The sequence below is a fragment of the Arthrobacter parietis genome (assembly GCF_039530425.1).
Taxonomy (GTDB): Bacteria; Actinomycetota; Actinomycetes; order Actinomycetales; family Micrococcaceae; genus Arthrobacter_D; species Arthrobacter_D parietis.
Genome location: NZ_BAAAON010000010.1, coordinates 67,555 through 83,834, shown reverse-complemented (window position 1 = coordinate 83,834; position 16,280 = coordinate 67,555). Strand labels below are relative to the sequence as shown.

Genomic DNA, 16,280 nt, shown 5'->3' with positions numbered 1-16,280 from the left:
ACGGAGATGCTGCTGCAACTCGATCCCGGGTTTGCCACCCAGCTTGGCTTGCCGGGACACGAGACCGAATACCGCGACTACTCGCCCGCCGGGCTGGAGGCCTTCGCAGAGGCCACGAGGGAAACCCTCGGCCGCCTTGATGACCTCGAACCTACCGACGAGGTCGACGCCGTCACCCTCGATGCGATGCATGAACGCCTCGGGTTGGAACTGGAGATCCACGAGACGGGCCTGAACCTCGCGGACCTGAACAACCTGGCCTGCCCGGCGCAGGAAATCCGCATGATCTTTGATCTCATGCCCACTGACACCGCTGAGCAGTGGCATCACATTGCCGGCAGGCTCTGCAATGTGCCGGACGCCATCGGCGGGTACATCACTTCCCTTCGCGAGGGCAAGAACCGCGGCATCCTGCCCGCAGCGCGCCAGATCCGCATCGTCATGGAACAGACCAACGCCTACGCTGCGGACGGCGGCTACTTCGATGAATACGTCAGCGGCGCAACCATGGAGAACGACGGCGGCCTTCCGGACTCCGTACTAACGGAACTCGCCGCCGGCTGCGAGGCCGCACGCAACGCCTACCGCCACCTCAGCACTTTCCTCGAGGAGGAACTGCTGCCCGAGGCTCCGGAGAAGGACGCGGTGGGCCGTGAGCGCTACTCGCTGATGTCACGCCAGTTCCTGGGTGCGGCGGTAGACCTCGAGGAGACCTACCAGTGGGGCGTCGAGGAACTGGACCGGCTGATTGCCGAGCAGGAGTCCGTCGCCAACGAGATCAAGGAAGGCGCATCCATCGAGGAAGCCATGCGCATCCTCGATGAATCGCCCGAGCGCCAGTTGCAGGGCACCGATGCGCTGCAGGCCTGGATGCAGGGACTGTCCGACCGCGCTGTCCGGGAGCTTGCCGGTGTGCACTTCGACATCCCGGACATCATGCGCACCATCGAATGCATGATCGCTCCCACCAAAGAAGGCGGAATCTACTACACGGGTCCCAGCGACGACTTCGCCCGCCCGGGCCGCATGTGGTGGTCGGTTCCGGAGGGTGAGGACACCTTCACCACCTGGAAGGAAACCACCACGGTCTACCACGAGGGCGTTCCGGGACACCACCTGCAGATTGCCACGGCAACCTTCCAGCGCGGGCTCCTGAACTCCTGGCGCCGCAACGCCGTCTGGGTTTCCGGGCACGGCGAGGGCTGGGCGCTGTATGCGGAGCGGCTCATGGAAGACCTCGGCTACCTGAATGATCCGGGAGACCGCCTCGGGATGCTGGATGCCCAGCGGATGCGCGCGGCCCGCGTGGTCTTCGACATCGGCGTCCACCTCGAGCTCGAGATCCCCGAGCGGTGGGGCTCCGGTACCTGGACGCCGGACAAGGGGTACGAGTTCCTGAAGAAGAACATCGCCATCAGTGAGGGTCAGTTGAATTTCGAGTTCAACCGCTACCTCGGCTGGCCGGGACAGGCGCCCTCCTACAAGATCGGCCAGCGTCTCTGGGAGCAGATCCGCGACGAGGTGAAGCAGCGTGAAGGCGAGTCCTTCAACCTGCGGGACTTCCACACCCGCGCGCTCAACCTCGGCTCGGTCGGTCTCGACACGCTCCGCCGGGCGCTCTTGAGCTAGTCCCCTCGCTGGTCCCCCGGCGTTGAGTTTGGCAGGACACACTCTGCATGAAGGTTCATCAGGGGTGTGTCCTGCCAACTCATTTAGTTCAGGATGAAACATTTCGCAATAAGCAATTTTTTTGTTAGAGGAACGAACCTACTGTTCTCGGGTGACTTCAGAAACTTCCGCTCCGGCGTCCCGCAGGCTGCCCCGCTGGGCTACCTCCTTCGGACCGCAAATCATCGCTGCCCTCATCGTTGGCCTGGCGCTCGGCCTCGTGGCCAAGTACTCCGGCCACACCGAAGAGACTCCCACCGCCCTCGGCACAACCCTCGCGACCATCGGCTCAAGCTACGTCGCGCTCCTGAAGGCCGCCGTCGTACCCCTGATTTTCACCGCAGTGGTGAGCTCGATCGCCAACCTCCGCGCTGTCCACAATGCTGCACGCCTGGCTGGACAGACGCTGCTCTGGTTCGCCATCACCGCGTTGATCTCTGTGGTGATCGGCATCGGGCTTGGAACAATTTTCCAGCCCGGTGCAAATACCAACGCGGCGCCTCCGAGCGAGTACACCGGCCGAACCGGCGACTGGTGGGCGTTTTTGACCGGACTCATTCCCGCAAACTTCCTTGGCCTGCAGGCCTCGTCCAGCGTGGACGACGCCGGCGCCGTCACCACTGGACTCAGCTTCAACGTGCTGCAGGTCCTGGTGGTCGCCGTCGCCATCGGCATTGCCGCACTGAAGGTGGGCAAGCCGGCCGAACCGTTCCTCGCTCTCAATGCCTCCGCTCTCGCCGTCATCCAGAAGGTGCTGTGGTGGATCATCCGGATTGCACCGATCGGCACCGTCGGCCTGATCGGCAAGGCCGTTGCTGTCTACGGCTGGGACACCATCGGTTCACTCGGCAAGTTCACGCTCGCCATCTACGTTGGTCTTGCGCTGGTGCTGTTCGCCGTCTATCCCGTACTGATCCGCGCCAACGGTCTATCCGTGAAGCAGTACTTCTCCGGCGCATGGCCCGCCATCCAGCTGGCTTTCGTCTCCCGCTCGTCCATCGGCACCCTTCCGCTGACCCAGCGGGTGACCGAGCGCAACCTCGGCGTACCGCGCAGCTACGCATCCTTCGCCGTGCCGCTCGGCGCTACCACCAAGATGGACGGCTGCGCCGCGATCTACCCCGCCATCGCAGCGATCTTCGTGGCCCAGTTCTTCGGCATCCAGCTGGACTTCGGGCAGTACGTACTGATTGCAATGGTTTCCGTACTGGGATCGGCTGCGACCGCGGGCACTACGGGCGCCGTCGTCATGCTTACCCTGACTCTGTCCACGCTGGGACTGCCGCTCGCCGGCGTCGGACTTCTGCTTGCCGTCGACCCGATCCTGGACATGGGCCGAACCGCGGTGAATGTTGCCGGCCAGGCGCTCGTCCCGACGATCGTCGCGAAGCGGGAAAACCTCCTCGACACGGAGCTCTACAACGCAAAGCGCACTGGGGATCCGTTCGTGGATGACACCCCGAGCTCTGACGCAGCGCCTGAGCTCGCGGGGGCCAAGGCCTAACCACCGTCGTTGAGTTGGCAGGACACACCCCTCATGAACCTTCGTAAGGGGTGTGTCCTTCCAACTCACGGGTGTTTGTAGGAGCTCCGGGAACACTAGGCTGGTTCGCATGACCCTCCGGCTGATCCTCGCTTCCGCATCCCCCGCACGCACGAAACTCCTCACCGAGGCGGGCATCGCGCATACGGTCACGGTGTCCGACGTTGACGAGGACGCCGTCACAGCCGCACATGGCTCGCCGAGTCCGTACGACACCGCCCAGCTGCTGGCACGCGCCAAGGCCGAGGCCGTTGCAGCGCTTCCCGAAGCGCGCGGCGCCCTGGTGATCGGCTGCGATTCGGTGTTCGAGTTCGAGGGCGAGGCGCACGGCAAACCGTATGAGGCGCAGGTTGCCAGGGAGCGCATCAAGCGCATGTCCGGCTCCTCCGGAACACTCCACACCGGCCACTGGCTCGTGGACACCCGGGAAATGAACGACGGCGGATCAGGCGCCGCGGCGGGCGCAGTCGCCTCCGCTGAGGTTCACTTCATGCCGTTGGATGACGCCGAGATCGAGGCTTACATCGCAACCGGTGAGCCGCTGAACTGTGCCGGCTCCTTCACAATCGACGGACGCGGCGGGGCCTTCATCCGCAAGGTCGACGGTGACCCACACGCCGTCGTCGGGCTCAGTGTCTCCACGCTGCGCGAGCTGCTCCGCGCTGCAGAAGTGAGCATCACCGATGTGTGGCAGTAGCAGCGCTTTGTAGCTTCCCTACAAATAATCCCTGCCCAACACGGGGAATCGGCATGGTTTATGGGCAGTAGCAACAAAACCGCGCTAGGCTCCCAACAGATCAAAGGAGCCCCTAACCCATGAGCGAGTCGATGTCCGCACCTTCCGCGCCCGTGACCAAAGTCCTGATTGCCAACCGCGGCGAGATCGCGGTGCGTGTGATCCGGGCGGCCCGTGATGAAGGTATAGCCTCGGTCGCCGTCTACGCCGAGCCGGACCGGGACGCGCTGCATGTGCGCCTGGCCGATGAGGCGTTTGCGCTGGGCGGCAACACCGCTGCCGAGTCCTATCTGGTCATGGACAAGATCCTCGACGCGGCCGCACGCAGCGGTGCGGATGCCATCCACCCTGGCTACGGTTTTCTGTCCGAGAACTCCCAGTTTGCGCAGAGAGTCATCGACGCCGGACTTACCTGGATTGGCCCCTCCCCCTCATCGATTGCGCAGCTCGGTGACAAGGTGCAGGCCCGCCACATCGCTGAGAAGGTCGGTGCACCGCTGGTTCCCGGCACCAAGGATCCCGTCGATTCGACCCAGGAAGTCCTCGACTTCGCCGATGAGTTCGGCCTGCCGCTGGCGATCAAGGCTGCCTATGGCGGCGGTGGACGCGGCATCAAGGTGGTACGTGACCGCGATGAGATTCCCGAGGCCTACGAGTCGGCGGTACGTGAGGCAACTGCGGCGTTCGGTCGCGGCGAGTGCTTCGTGGAACGCTTCCTTGACGCGCCCCGCCACGTCGAAACTCAGTGCCTCGCGGACGCACACGGCAATGTCGCTGTCATCTCCACCCGCGACTGCTCCCTGCAGCGCCGCAACCAGAAATTGGTGGAGGAGGCCCCTGCGCCGTTCCTGTCCGAAGACCAGAACCGCCGGCTGTATGAGGCGTCGAAGGCCATCCTGAAGGAGGCCGGATATCAGGGTGCGGGTACGTGTGAATTTCTGGTCGGTCAGGACGGCACTATCTCGTTCCTCGAGGTCAACACGCGTCTGCAGGTTGAGCACCCGGTCTCTGAAGAGGTCACCGGTATTGACCTGGTGCGAGAGCAGTTCCGCCTTGCCCGCGGCGAGGAGCTCGGCTATTCCGACCCCGAGATCCGCGGCCACTCCTTCGAATTCCGCATCAACGGCGAGGACGCCGGCCGGAACTTCATGCCCGCGCCCGGGACCGTTCAGACCCTGAAGCTTCCCACCGGACCCGGCGTCCGTGTGGACTCCGGGATCGAGGCAGGCGAGACTATCGGCGGCAACTTCGATTCGATGCTCGCCAAGCTCATTGTCACCGGCGCTACCCGCAGACAAGCCCTCGAGCGGTCCCGGCGTGCGCTGGCGGAAATGCAGATTGACGGCATGCCGACCGTCCTGCCGTTCCACGCCGCCGTGGTCAGCGACCCGGCTTTTGCGCCCGAGTCCGGAACCTTCTCGGTGCACACCCGCTGGATCGAGACTGAGTTTGCCAACACCATCGCGCCGTGGACCCCCGAAGGCGGTGCTGCGGCGCCGGCTGATGACGACGACACCCGCCAGCGCGTGACCGTTGAGGTAGGCGGCAAGCGACTGGAAGTTGTGCTTCCCGCTTCCCTCGGAGTCGCCACCGGCAGAGCCGCAGGCAAAGGGGCAGGCAAGCCCGGGAAACCAAAGAAGGTTGCCCGCTCACGGGCAGGTGCGGCCTCCGGTGCCGGCGGCGATGACCTCACGTCCCCCATGCAGGGCACCATCGTGAAGGTGGCAGTCCAGGACGGCGACGTGGTGTCCGAGGGCGATCTCATTGTGGTGCTCGAAGCCATGAAAATGGAGCAGCCGCTGACGGCCCACAAGGCAGGAACGCTCTCCGGTCTGACGGCGGTGCCCGGAGACACTGTGTCCGCCGGCGCGGTCATCGCGGCGATCAACTAGATTTACCGCCTATATGCGATCGAGACCGTAAACTGTCCCCTGGCGGACAGCACCTTCCGATCAAGCTTTTCCAGCGATAGACTGCTTATCTGGAAAAAATGGAAGAGGTGGTCTTTCCCGTGAGTACAGCACTTCCCGAACGGTTATCCGCTGAAGCCGAACAGGCTATCGCCAATATGCATAAGAGCATGGCGGCCCTTGGCGCCGCCGTTTCGGCGGTGGAGGTCCCGGTGTCTCCGCAGATGGCCCGCGGTGTACAGGCCACCGAGAATGCCTGGCGCGAGATCGAAGCAGAGTTCGGAATGCTCACCGGGGCCGAAGTCGCCGAACTGCTGGGCTCTCGTTCCAGCAGCCCCACTGGATATGCCACTGACAAGCGGCGCGCCGGGAAGCTGATCGGTGTCCGCCGCCGCAACGCATTCCACTACCCGGCGTTTCAGTTTGATCGGACGGAAGGCACGGTGCTGCCCGTCATCCCCGAGCTGCTGATGGTTGCCAGGAAGTACGGCAAAACGCAAGAGGGTTTGGCGCAGTGGCTGTGCGCGCCAACTGGCCAACTCGACGGTGACCGGCCGGTCGATCATCTGCACCAGGCTTCCCTGGTCCTCGAAGCAGCTGAAAACCATTACGGGGTGGAGTGGTAACGGGGCCGAAGGGCGCCTTCAACCCGCAGAGTTTTGAGCTCGAGTCCTCGTCGGAGCTCTACCGGGTGTTCAGCAATCGATCAGGCCGTCTCGCGAACGTCTTCAACCCTGGCATGGGCCGACCAACTCGCTTCGCATTCTTCGGCGATCCTGTCGTCCCGGTGCTTTATGCAGCCCAAACTCAGCAAGCGGCAGTCTGCGAAACGCTGCTGCACGATGTTCCGGTCGACGGTGGGATGATCAACCACGACGACTACGGCGACCAGGTCATGGCCCGGCTCATCGTGGCCCGCGACCTGAATTTGGCCTCTTTCATGGGGACGGGGCTGCGTCGGCTCAAGGTGGAGGAAACGGATGTCACCGCAACACCGGCTTCCAGGTATGGAGAGACTGTGACTTGGGCCAAGGCAGCTCATGGGGCAGGTTACGACGGAATGGTGTGGATGAGTCACCGCTGCAACACCGACCGAGCCTTCGTCTTCTTCGGCGACCGTGTCAGCTACACCGACCTCCACATCGATCCAGATTTCGCCCGGGTTTTTGAACTTGGTCCTGACCGTGCCTGGCTCTCCGATTTCTGCGCCCCACTCCTCGTGGACGTTCGCTGGTAGGGAACGGTTGCGCATATGCGGTGACACAGAATCTCCCCCGGATCCGGGCTAGTCGTCGCTGCTACGGCCGCGGCCGCGGCCCTTGCCGCCGTCGTCATCATCGTCGTCATCGTTAGCGGCGTCGTTCGCATCATCATCGTCTGCGTCGTTCGCGGGGTCGGCGCCAACGGGGACCGGGACGCTCCGGTTACCCGCACCGCCGTTTGATGAGCTGCCGACGTCGGAACCGCTTCCCGAGGATCCGCTGCCCGAAGAATCCTGAGCGTCGCCCTCCGGCTCGCCCGCCTCCGGGGTGTCGGTGTTCACATTGGGGACCGGCTCGGGCGTTTCCGGCGATACGGGGGCCTGCTGAGGTTCCGGTGCCGCTGAAGGAGCAGGCTCGAGGGTTTTGACAGGTTCGGGCACGGCAGGCGGCGGCACGACCGGCACGGCCGGGCCGGCGAGGGGTTGCGGCAGGTCCGCCGCTGCGGGCGCCGCACCGGAGCTCACCAGCCGGTCGATGAGCTGCTCGATCCGCTGCAGGATCATCACCGCTCGGTCACCGGAAATCTCCCCGTTGATTTGCGCAGTCCGCACCCTCGAGGCGAGGCCATGGGCAGCGGCTACGGCATCTGAGGTGTCCCCGCGGGCTGTGAGGACGGCAATCCCCTGCACTTCGGACTGCAGTTCCTGGGCAACGTCGGCCGCAATCGGTGGCGCAGAACACCCACTGAACGTGAGGAACGCGGACACGATCAGCGCGCTGAGACCGGCACGCAGGTTCACGGCTGGACGCTTTCATACAGGCTATCGAGCATTGCGCCTGTGCTGCCGGGCACGGTGGGCAGCGGAGTCGGCCCCGGCCCGGCATTGACGTCGAAGACAGTGAACAGGACGGCAAGCGTCAACCCCACCAACACGACGACGGCGGCCAGCGCACGGGCGCGCAGCCTCACCTTCGCTGCCGCTCGTCCGCGCGGGGGCTCAGGGCGGAACGCCGTCTCCACATCGAAAGACTCGAGCGTGCGGTGACCGGACGGCCGCTGCGCCGGACTCGGGGGCAAGCTCCGCGACGTGGTGGCCGCGGATCGATCTGCGGCTGGCACGGCGGCGGCCGATTCGGCGGGAGCAGGTTCGACGGTTCCTGGCTCGACTGTGCCTGACTCGACGACGGCCGGCGCATCAGCGCCGTCGGTCGCGACAGCGACTTCGCTCCCGGCAGCGAAAGGCTGCGCCGTCGTCGTCGTCGTTTCTTCAGTGCCCGTTCCGGCAGCGAGTCCGGCAGGAAATCCTGCGCCCACGGAAGGGACGTCGATGGCATCGAGGAGCCGCACCACCTCGGTTGCGGTGGGACGCTCAAGCGGATTATCCAACGTCATCCTGGTGAGCAGGCGGTGCCAGCCCTCCCCAAAGCACTCAGGGATCGCCGGCGGGCGGCTCAACCGGGCAAGCGCGCTCTCCAGTCCGGTGCCGGGGAAGGCCGGCTCGCCGGTGAGGCATTCGATCAGCAGGAGGCCGAGTGCGTAGATGTCGGTCGGGGTACCTACCCGGTCTCCGCGTGCCTGCTCCGGACTGAAGTAGGTTGCGGTGCCGATGAGGCTTCCCGTGGCGGTGACCCGGCTGCTCTCGAAGAACCGTGCAATGCCGAAGTCCGTGAGCAGAAAGCTGAACATCCCGGAGGATGTCTCGCCGTAGCGGGTGAGGACGTTCGAGGGCTTGATGTCGCGATGCACTATGCCCTGGCCGTGGATGTACTCAAGGGTGCGGGCGATGTCCCGGCCGGCCGTCGTCGTGCTGTGGATCGGCAGTGCGCCATCCCTCAGGACTGCGCCGAGGTCCGGGCCCTTGATGTACTCCATGACGAGGTAGGACGGTTCCAGCCTGGCGCACTCGGCGTCCATGTCCAGGACGCGAACCAGGCCGGGGTGGTGGAGGGCGGCCAGCATGCGCGCCTCGCCGGACCCGCGCGCGACACCCTCGGCAGAACCGCGGCGGAACATCTTCACCGCAACATCCCGGTGCAGGCGGGTATCCCGTGCGCGGTAGACATCGGCCATGCCGCCGGCGCCGATCACGCGGTCGAGGACGTACCGTCCGCTCGCGAGCGTTTCCTGATTCATGCCAATTCGCTCCCGCTAGAGAAGGTAAGCCTGTGGATCATTCTGGCCGAGGCGCCCTGCGGAAAACTTGGGAAGTGAGCCCATGCAAAAGGCTCCCGTCCAACCCTTGCAGGTGAACGGGAGCCTTGAAATTGCGGTTCGGGTTAGGCGATGTTGTTCTCGTAGTCGTTGTCCCGGGTTTCACGGGTGAGCCACAGAGCAATGAAGGTCAGCACGGCGGCAGCGCTCAGGTAGAGGCCCACCAGGAACGTGCTGCCGTCCGCCGCCTGCCACAGCGCAATAGCAACGAACGACGCCGGTGCCGCCCCGATCACGCTGGACAGGTTGTAGGCCACCGCGGAACCGGTATAGCGAACGTTCGCGGGGAACAGTTCGGGCAGGATCGCGGCCATGGGTCCGAAGGTAAGGCCCATGAGGATGAAGCCGATGATCAGCAGCGCCATGGCGCCCATGGTTCCGGCACCGAAGAGCGGAACCCAGGTCAGGCCGAAGATTGCAATACCGGTAGTGACGGCCAGCAGCATACGACGGCGGCCGAACTTCTCCGCCAGCGGTCCGGACACGAGGGTGAAGATTCCGAAGAACACGACGCCGATGATCAGCATCCAGAGGAAGTCACCGCGGGCAATTCCAAGACCCGGCACAAAGGCGTCCGGGTTGAAGGGCTTGCCTGCCGCTTCCGCCGCTGCGGAAGCCGTTTCCACCGAGGCCGGCGAGGTGCCGAAGGTCAGCGTGAAGGAGGTCATCAGGTAGAACAGAACGTAGGTGGCGAACATGATGAACGTGCCGAGGAGCAGCGGACGCCACTGCTTCGTGAATACCGAGGCCAGCGGCAGCTTGACGACCTTGCCCTTGTCCAGCACCTGCTGGAATGAGTGGCTTTCGATCAGCTTCAGCCGGACGTACAGCCCAACAATGACGAGCACCGCGCTGGCGATGAACGGAACACGCCAGCCCCATGCCATGAACGCTTCGGGTGAGAGGGTGGCGTTGAGGACAACGAACAGCAGGTTGGCGAGGATGAAGCCGATCGGTGCGCCAAGCTGGGGGAACGTGCCGTAGACGGCCCGCTTGCCCTTGGGTGCGTTCTCCGTGGCGAGCAGCGCTGCGCCGCTCCATTCGCCGCCGAGTGCGAGGCCCTGGAGGAAACGCAGCAGGACGAGCAGGGCCGGGGCCAGGAAAATCCAGCCTGGGTTGTCCTTGGCAACCGGCAGGACACCGATGAGGAAGGTAGCAATACCCATCGTCAAAAGCGACGCCACCAGGGTGCCCTTGCGCCCGATCCGGTCCCCGAAGTGCCCGAAGAGGATGGACCCAAGCGGACGAGCAACAAAGGCAACGCCGAAGACCGCGAAGGACTGGAGCAGCGCATTGGCGGGGGTGGAGTCGGGGAAGAAGAGCGCCGGGAACACCAGCACCGACGCCGTGGCGTAGATGTAGAAGTCGTAGAACTCGATGGTGGTGCCGATGAGGCTGGCGAAGATAACGCGACCACGAGAGTTCAGGGGCTTTGTTGCCGCCGGCTCCACGGTCGAAGATGACGATGACATGGTTGCTTGCTTTCTCGAAGACGGCCGTCGAGGAAACCGAAAGCCGGAGTATTTGGTGCCTATCAATCTCATCACCGGAACCGAAGCGTGAGATAACCCGTCCACATAGTGGACATCTCGCCCCATCGGGAACTTTTGCGCATCTTCGGTGGATTCCGACGGCGTCGGAGTCACCGGAGCTGCGCAAATCTTCCCGTTCGCGGATAGCCGGATGTCACATCCCGTTTACACGCAGCGCCCAGAGTCGAAACGCGCCTTTCCTAGTGTGGCGGTACTGCTCCTTGAATGAAAGGTTCACCATGAGCGTTGACCGCGCAGTTTCCCCGGATATTCCGACGACGACGCCCGGCGGAGCGCTTGCTCAGCGTCCGGGCCTTGCTCAGCGTCCGGGCCGCTGGATCGACAACTGGAATCCTGAGGACGCCGAGCAATGGGAGTCCGGTGGAAAGGCGATTGCCCGCCGCAACCTGCAGTGGTCCATTGTCTGCGAGTTCCTCGGCTTTGTGGTGTGGCAGCTCTGGTCCATTGTGGTAATTTACCTGCCGGCTGCCGGCTTCAACTTCACCACCTCGCAGATCTTCTGGCTGATCTCGATGCCCAGCCTCGTCGGCGCTACCCTGCGTATTCCCTATACCTTCATGGTGCCGCGCTTCGGCGGCAGGAACTGGACGATCGTCTCGGCGCTCCTGCTGCTGATTCCGTCGGTTGGCCTGGCGGTCGCGGTGGGCAATCCGGACACACCGTTCGGAGTACTCCTCGGCATTGCGGCGCTTGCCGGCTTTGGCGGCGGCAACTTCGCAAGCTCGATGGCGAACATCACCTTCTTCTACCCGGTCCGCGAAAAGGGCTGGGCGCTGGGACTGAATGCCGCGGGCGGGAACCTAGGCGCCGCCGTCGCGCAGTTGGTGGTTCCGCTGGTGATTGCAGCGGGTGCCGCCGCGACGCTGAATCTGCCGCTGGCGGGCTGGATCTGGGTCCCACTGATTCTCGTTGCCGCGTTCGGCGCGTGGAAGTACATGGACAACCTGTCCAGCGCGAAGTCCGACCTCGCCGGCTCCCTCGCCGCCCTGCGCGAACCGCACCTGTGGATTATGGCGTTCCTGTATATCGGGACGTTCGGCTCATTCATCGGGTTCTCCGGAGTCTTTCCCAAGCTGATCCTCGATTCGTTCCCGGAGTTCTCCACCTTTGCGCTGGGGCCTGCTGCGCTCTCGCTGGCGTTCCTCGGTCCGCTGGTCGGCTCGCTCGCGCGGCCCTACGGCGGCCGGCTGGCTGACCGATGGGGCGGCGCGCGGATCACAGTCTGCGCGTTCGCCGTCATGGCCCTGACGGCGCTGGCCGTGGTGTGGACCCTACCGCTCGGGAACTTCTGGCTCTTCCTCGGCCTCTTCCTGGTGCTCTTCACCGCCGCCGGCGCAGGCAACGGCTCCACCTACCGCATGATCCCGGTAATCTTCGCGCTCCGCGGACGGTCGGACGCGGCCATGAGTACCGGGCGCAAAGCGGCAGCCGCGCTGGGCCTCATCTCCGCGATCGGTGCCTACGGCGGCTTCGTGATTCCGCAGGTCCTGAACGCTTCCAAGGGCGCAACCGGCACGTACGACGCCGCGTTCTACGGTTTCGTCTCCGCGTACGTCCTGATGCTCGCGGTGACGTGGTTCTTCTACCTGCGCCGCAGCACCTCGAGGGTGGGTCACGTCTAGCATGTGCAGTTCGCCAGGCGCCACCGCCACCCATTGCCCCTACTGCGCGCTGCAGTGCGCCATGACGCTGACTGTGTCCGGGCCGGGGGCCGCGTCTAGTTCGGCTTCGGCTTCGGTCGAAGTAAGCGGCCGGGACTTCCCCACCAACCAGAGCGGCCTGTGCCGGAAAGGCTGGAGCTCCGCCGAGCTGCTGAAGCACCCGGACCGCCTCCGCGAACCCCTGCTGAAGAACGACGACGGCGAGCACCACCCCATCTCCTGGGACCGTGCGCTGGGGCTCATCCGTGACCGTGTCCTTGCGACCCGCGCCCGGTACGGCGCCGATGCGGTGGGCGTCTTCGGCGGCGGTGGGCTCACCAACGAGAAGGCCTACCTGCTCGGGAAGTTTGCACGCCTGGCTCTGGGTACCTCGCGGATCGACTACAACGGACGGTTCTGCATGTCCTCGGCGGCTGCCGCCGGCAATCGGGCGTTCGGTCTGGACCGAGGCCTACCGTTCCCGCTGACGGATCTCGGGACAGCGAGGACCATTTTGATGCTCGGCTCCAACACCGCAGACACGATGCCGCCGTTTGTGCAGCATCTGCAGGCCGCGCGGGATGCAGGCGGGCTGATCGTCGTTGACCCGCGCCGGTCCGCCACCGCCGAGCTCACCTCGGAAGGCCGCGGCCGGCACCTGCAGCCCGCACCGAAAACGGACCTCGCCCTGCTGCTCGGGATCACGCACGTGGTGATCATGGAGGGGCTGATCGATGAGCCGTATGTGCACCGTCGAACCAACGGGTACGACGACGTCGTGCGCAGCGTAGCCCCCTGGTGGCCCGAACGCGTTTCCTCGGTCACGGGCGTCCCGGCCCGGCTCATCCGCGAGACGGCACATCGGCTGGCGGAGCCCGGCGGCACGTACATCCTGACCGGACGCGGAGTCGAGCAGCATGCCAACGGCACCGACACCGCAACGGCCGCGATCAACCTCGCCCTACTGCTCGGCCTGCCGGGAACACCCGGAAACGGGTACGGCACCCTGACCGGGCAGGGCAACGGGCAGGGCGGACGCGAACACGGGCAGAAGGCGGATCAGCTTCCCGGGTACCGGAAGATCACCGACCCGGCAGCCCGGAAACACGTCGCCGGAGTCTGGGGAGTGCCGGAGTCTCTCATTCCGGGACCGGGACTTCCCGCCGTCGAACTCTTGGCGTCTCTTGGCCAGCCGGGCGGGGTGCGCTGCCTGTTTGTGCACGGCGCGAACGTGGCGGTATCGGCTCCGAACGCGTCGAGCGTGCTGATGGGCCTCCGCAGCCTCGACTTCCTGGTGGTGTGCGACTTCTTCCTTTCCGAAACCGCAGCGGAGGCGGACCTGGTGTTGCCGGTGCTGCAGTGGGCGGAGGAGGAAGGCACCATGACCAACCTCGAGGGACGCATCCTGCGGCGCCGTGCAGCGGTGAGCCCTCCCCCGGGGGCACGCAGTGAGCTGTGGATTATGGCGCGGCTGGCGGAGTTGCTGGAGGCGCCGTCGTCGTTTCCTGATGACCCGGAAACGGTGTTCACCGAGCTGCGGGCTGCGAGCGCCGGGGGCCTCGCGGACTACTCCGGCGTGGACTACGCGATGCTCGATGCGGAACTGCACGATGCTGAACTGCACCGCGGGGAACTGCACGGCAGGGAACTGCACGACGGCGGCGCCGGCGCCTACTGGCCCTACCCGGCCGGTTCCAGCGGAACACCGCGACTCTTCCTCGACAGGTTCGCCCACGCGGACGGGAGGGCCGTGCTGCATCCGGTTGCGCCGTCGTCGTCTGCTCCTTTTGCCTCTACTCCAGATGGCGTGCTCACGCTGATGACAGGGCGGTTGCTGGAGCATTATCAGTCCGGCGCGCAGACCCGGCGGGTGAGTGACCTCCACTCCACAAGCAGCGAGCAGGCGCTGCAGATCCACCCGGTAACGGCTGCGGGCCTCGGCATCCTGGACGGTGCGGAGGTTGAGGTCAGCAATGAGCGGGGAATCGTGCGTGCTGTCGCCCGGCTTTCCCCTGCCGTGCGGCCCGACTCCGTCTTCCTCTCCTTCCATTTCCCTGGGACGGGCAACGCGAATGTGCTGACGTCGTCGGAGACGGATCCGGTGTCCGGGATGCCCGAATTCAAGACCACGCAGGTATTGGTGCGGGTGCACCGGCCTGCGCAGAGTGAGGTGGTGGGGGTATGAGTTCCTCCGAGCGCGTTGTGGTGGTGGGATTCGGGCCCGTGGCGGCGCGTTTCATCGACGTCCTGGAGCCTTCCGTGGTTTCGGAAGCCGTGCAGTTGACCGTGATCGGATCCGAGGCTGACGCCGCGTATAACCGTGTGCTGGTCGCTGACGTCGGAGTGGGGCGGACTTCCCCTTCGGCGATCGGGCTGAGTGATGCTGACCGTCTCGCCTCGCTGGGGGCGGAGGTGCTGCTCGGAACCGGCGTACGGCGGATCGACCGGGCGCGGCGCCAGGTTCTGCTCGATGACGGCACCGTCCGTTCCTATGACCGCCTGGTCCTCGCAACCGGAGCACGCCCGGTGATTCCGTACCTGGCCGGCTTGAATCCGGATCCCCTGCACCCTGCGTTGCCTGACGGCGTCACGGCACTGCGGGACCTGGCTGACGCGCGTGTGCTCCGCGCCGTCGTCGAGCGCCGGGGTGATGTGGTGATTCTGGGTGGCGGAATCCTCGGACTTGAGGCGGCGCTCGCCGCAGCTGAGGAGGGCGCGCGGGTGACCGTGGTGCACCACGGCGACTATCCGCTGGCGCGGAACATTGACGACGGCGGCGGGCTGGTTCTGGCGTCCGTGCTCCGTTCGCAGGGCGTGCGGCTGGTGTCCGGGGCGAAGGCCGTGGGTCTTGAGCAGTCGGGCGGTGGTGCTTTCACTGGCCTGCGGCTCGATGATGGCAGGTTGGTGTCCGGCGACCTGCTGGTGCTGTCCTGCGGAGTGCGGCCCCGGGTTGAGTTGGCCGAGGGCGCGGGGCTTCCGGTCTCGTCGGGCATCCTCGTGGACCACTCGCTGCGGGCGCATCATGACGAGCACGTTTATGCCATCGGAGATTGTGCCGAGGTCCGCTGTGCTTCTCCTTCCTGCGGGAACTGCTCGGGTAACACTGCGCCGTCCGGGCTGATTGGTCCGGGGTGGAAGCAGGCCGAGTGGTTGGCGGAGTCGTTCGCTGCGGATCTGGCCGGCAACGGGCACCGCGCGGCTGGCGGCAGGCTGCGCGCGGCTGGCGCTTCTTCAGGCTCCCGCCGCTATGTGGAGGCGGCTCTCCCACCGGTTCTGATGTTGAAGGCTCGTGGCCTGGATGCCGTGGTGGCGGGTGACGTTTCTGCCAACCCGTGGGCCGCGCACGAGGACGGCACCGCCGTCGCGCTCTGGGCCGATCCGCAGCAGGGCAGTTACGCGAAAATGGTCACGCGAAACGGAGTGCTGCAGGGTCTGGTGTGTGTCGGAATGCCGCGTGCGGGGGCGGAGCTGGTGCTGCTGTTCGAGAGCGGTGCGGTGTTGCCGTCGGACCGGTCGAGCCTGCTGCGGCTGGATGGAGCGGAAGCGTCATCGTCGGCGTCGGCTTCGGTGACGGATCCCGCGTCCGTTGTCTGCCGGTGCGCGGGGGTGAGCCGGGGCAGCATCGAGCAGGCCGCCGTCGTCGGCTGTTCGAGTGTGGCGGAGGTGTCGGCGTCAACGCGGGCGGGCACGGGCTGCGGCGGCTGCCACGCGGACATCCGCACGATCATCGAGCAGCACTTCCAACAGCCCGCGTCCGTCTGACGCCCTGGCCCGGCCCACTTTCCCCGGGTACAAAGCCTCAAACCGCGTGTCCCG

The 16,280-nt window shown here is 65.4% G+C and carries 12 protein-coding genes; 9 read left to right on the top strand and 3 right to left on the bottom strand.

What is annotated here, in order from left to right; all coding sequences use genetic code 11:
* The first annotated feature begins 6 nt into the window (after window positions 1-6).
* The 6 genes from ABFX19_RS15080 (at window position 7) to ABFX19_RS15055 (ending at window position 7,094) form a co-directional block, all read left to right on the top strand.
* Window positions 7-1,629 (top strand): DUF885 domain-containing protein, encoded by a 1,623-nt coding sequence (locus ABFX19_RS15080; protein ID WP_277359605.1) that lies wholly within the window; start codon window positions 7-9, stop codon window positions 1,627-1,629.
* A gap of 151 nt (window positions 1,630-1,780) precedes the next feature.
* A complete protein-coding gene (locus ABFX19_RS15075; protein WP_346028818.1) occupies window positions 1,781-3,172 on the top strand; it encodes a dicarboxylate/amino acid:cation symporter in 1,392 nt (463 codons plus the stop codon).
* A gap of 109 nt (window positions 3,173-3,281) precedes the next feature.
* Window positions 3,282-3,908, top strand: a complete 627-nt coding sequence (locus ABFX19_RS15070; RefSeq protein ID WP_346028817.1) for a Maf family protein — start codon at window positions 3,282-3,284, stop codon at window positions 3,906-3,908.
* A gap of 119 nt (window positions 3,909-4,027) precedes the next feature.
* On the top strand, window positions 4,028-5,839 hold the full coding sequence (locus tag ABFX19_RS15065; RefSeq protein ID WP_346028816.1) for an ATP-binding protein: 1,812 nt from the start codon (window positions 4,028-4,030) through the stop codon (window positions 5,837-5,839).
* A 119-nt stretch (window positions 5,840-5,958) separates the two neighbouring features.
* Window positions 5,959-6,483, top strand: coding sequence for a hypothetical protein (locus ABFX19_RS15060; RefSeq protein ID WP_277359599.1), 525 nt, complete (start codon window positions 5,959-5,961; stop codon window positions 6,481-6,483).
* On the top strand, window positions 6,477-7,094 hold the full coding sequence (locus ABFX19_RS15055) for an RES family NAD+ phosphorylase (protein ID WP_346028815.1): 618 nt from the start codon (window positions 6,477-6,479) through the stop codon (window positions 7,092-7,094). Before ABFX19_RS15060 ends, ABFX19_RS15055 begins: the two co-directional genes overlap by 7 nt.
* A 48-nt stretch (window positions 7,095-7,142) precedes the next feature.
* Here the strand turns inward: ABFX19_RS15055 and ABFX19_RS15050 are convergent, their stop codons facing one another.
* From ABFX19_RS15050 to ABFX19_RS15040, 3 genes are all read right to left on the bottom strand, one after another.
* Window positions 7,143-7,859, bottom strand: coding sequence for a hypothetical protein (locus tag ABFX19_RS15050; RefSeq protein ID WP_346028814.1), 717 nt, complete (start codon window positions 7,857-7,859; stop codon window positions 7,143-7,145).
* Entirely contained in the window at window positions 7,856-9,193 is a 1,338-nt protein-coding gene (locus tag ABFX19_RS15045; RefSeq protein WP_346028813.1) for a serine/threonine protein kinase, read from the bottom strand. Before ABFX19_RS15045 ends, ABFX19_RS15050 begins: the two co-directional genes overlap by 4 nt.
* A 143-nt stretch (window positions 9,194-9,336) precedes the next feature.
* Window positions 9,337-10,743 carry an MFS transporter gene (locus ABFX19_RS15040; RefSeq protein ID WP_277359603.1) on the bottom strand — a complete coding sequence of 469 codons (1,407 nt, stop codon included), beginning with the start codon at window positions 10,741-10,743 and terminating at the stop codon, window positions 9,337-9,339.
* Between the two features lie 299 nt (window positions 10,744-11,042).
* Between ABFX19_RS15040 and ABFX19_RS15035 the strand changes: the two genes are divergently transcribed.
* The 3 genes from ABFX19_RS15035 to ABFX19_RS15025 are packed head-to-tail and all read left to right on the top strand — an operon-like array spanning window position 11,043 to window position 16,226.
* Window positions 11,043-12,446, top strand: a complete 1,404-nt coding sequence (locus tag ABFX19_RS15035) for an MFS transporter (RefSeq protein ID WP_346028812.1) — start codon at window positions 11,043-11,045, stop codon at window positions 12,444-12,446.
* 1 nt (window position 12,447) lies between these two features.
* Window positions 12,448-14,649: a molybdopterin oxidoreductase family protein gene (locus tag ABFX19_RS15030; protein WP_346028811.1), complete on the top strand. Its 2,202-nt coding sequence runs from the start codon at window positions 12,448-12,450 to the stop codon at window positions 14,647-14,649.
* Window positions 14,646-16,226: an FAD-dependent oxidoreductase gene (locus ABFX19_RS15025; protein ID WP_346028810.1), complete on the top strand. Its 1,581-nt coding sequence runs from the start codon at window positions 14,646-14,648 to the stop codon at window positions 16,224-16,226. Before ABFX19_RS15030 ends, ABFX19_RS15025 begins: the two co-directional genes overlap by 4 nt.
* The last annotated feature ends 54 nt before the right edge of the window (window positions 16,227-16,280 follow it).